Here is a 1,912-nt window from a genome sequence, read left to right as displayed (position 1 = left end):
CTGCTACCCAGGGATATCCACGGCGTCACCGACGGGCTGTCGCAGGCGCCGCTTGGCGTCGGCGCCAATTGCGGCGTCGGCGCGTCCGACATCCTGGCCTCGCTGCTCGACATGACCGAGGCGAAGCCGGAGGCAACGGTGATCGTCAAGGGCAATTGCGGCATTCCCGAATTCCGCGGCACCGAAATCCATTATTCCGGCACACCCGAACTGATGGCCGACTATGTCAGGCTCGCCGTCGATGGCGGCGCCAAAATTATCGGCGGCTGCTGCGGCACCTCGTTCCAGCACCTTGCCGCCATGCGCAAGGCGCTCGACGCGCACACCAAGGCGGATCGTCCGACGGTTGCCGCGATCGTCGAGCGCATCGGCCCGATGCGCAACAAGGTGGCGACGGAAAATACCGCCGAGACCAGCGAAGCCCGCCGCGAGCGCCGCCGCAGCCGGGCCTGAGCTTATCGGTTTCGATTATTCGCTGTTGTCGGCGTAGCTCGACTGCGCCGACTTGAAGTCGACCACATTGTCGCTGTGCATCGTCATCAGCGCGCCGGATGAAACCGGATCGGTTATCTGCTCCAGCATGATGCGGAAGCGGTCGTTGGTCAGCGCCGACATGGCGGTGTGGCGCGCCTGCGCGACATCGTCACTGATACGCCTGGATTCCGATGATGGGGCCGATGAAACCGCCGAAGCATCTCGTGCCGGCGGTGTCGAGTTGGCGATAGTCCTGATCTGCAATTTCGGCTCCCTCAAGCCCGGTACACCTGTCCTGCGTAACAAGCAGGGGGTTGCGATCCGCTACCGGAAATGCCGCGCAATTTAACGACCTGGAGATTCTCCGAAAAAAGGCCGGCAAGGGAATGAACCCCTCGCCGGCATGCCTCACCCGCCCGCGGTCGGTTTCCCCTGTCAGAACGATCCCATCTGAAAGAAACCGGCCGTCATCACCACTACCGATTACCGCCCAGCGCCGAGGCAAGGCGCACAAGCGAGAGGAACTCGGACCTGTACCCAAACGGGTCGGCTCCTCGAGCGGCAGTGGCGATCTCCATGATCTTGTCGTAACCGAACTTCGCGGTCGCATCCTCGTCGCGCAGCTTCTGGCCGAAGGCGGCGACCGCGACGGAGAAGCGCTGGTCGGTGCTGGCCTGGTCGAAAGACGAGATCTCGTTGGCCGAGGTCACCGGCGTGGTGATCAGCTTCGAGACGTCTTCATTCGGCAGCTTGTAGCGGATCTTAACGAAGGCATATTCGTCCGCATTGGCAACGCCGCCATTGTCCACCGACGCCTGGCCATAACGCAGCGCGTCGATCTGTTCGCCGCCGCTGCCCTTTGGCGTGATTTCATAGATCGCGGTGACGGAATGGCCCGAGCCGATATCGCCGGCATCGACGCGGTCATTGTTGAAATCCTCGCGGTTCAAGGCGCGGGTCTCGTAGCCGATCAGGCGATATTCCGCGACCTTGTTCGGATTGAACTCGACCTGGATCTTGACGTCCTTGGCGATGGTGAACAGCGTCGACGATGCATCTTCGACCAGCACCTTCTCGGCTTCGGCCAGCGTGTCGATGTAGGCGGCGGTGCCGTTGCCGTTCTGGGCGATGGTCTGCATCATCTGGTCGTTCAGATTGCCGCGGCCGAAGCCGAACACCGACAGGAAGACACCGGTCTTGCGCTCTTTTTCGATCAGCCGCTTCAGATCGTCGTCGTCGCTCTGGCCGACATTGAAGTCGCCGTCGGTGGCGAGCATCACCCGGTTGACGCCGTCCTTGACGAAGGATTTCTGCGCCAGCCTGTAGGCTTCCTTGATGCCCGCCTCGCCGGCCGTGCTGCCGCCGGGCGTCAGATTGTCGATGGCACTGAGGATCTTGTCCTTTTGGGACGCCTTGGTCGGCTCCAGGACCGTGCCGG

At 62.4% G+C, this 1,912-nt stretch carries 3 protein-coding genes; 1 reads left to right on the top strand and 2 read right to left on the bottom strand.

Translation table 11 applies throughout. From position 1 onward, the window contains the following. On the top strand, positions 1–453 hold a 453-nt coding region (locus EN914_RS33755), incomplete at its 5' end, for a homocysteine S-methyltransferase family protein (RefSeq protein WP_206527300.1). 15 nt (positions 454–468) lie between these two features. On the opposite strand, the gene EN914_RS38505 is transcribed toward EN914_RS33755, so the two are convergent. Beyond that, positions 469–738: a hypothetical protein gene (locus EN914_RS38505; protein ID WP_024501300.1), complete on the bottom strand. Its 270-nt coding sequence runs from the start codon at positions 736–738 to the stop codon at positions 469–471. 212 nt (positions 739–950) lie between these two features. Further along, positions 951–1,912, bottom strand: a 962-nt coding sequence (locus EN914_RS33745; protein ID WP_127389598.1) for a YfbK domain-containing protein, incomplete at its 5' end; no start/stop codon positions are given.

The sequence above is a fragment of the Mesorhizobium sp. M7A.F.Ca.CA.001.08.2.1 genome (genome assembly GCF_003998455.1).
Lineage (GTDB): Bacteria > Pseudomonadota > Alphaproteobacteria > Rhizobiales > Rhizobiaceae > Mesorhizobium > Mesorhizobium ciceri.
This window is presented reverse-complemented; position numbering and strand designations above follow the sequence as displayed.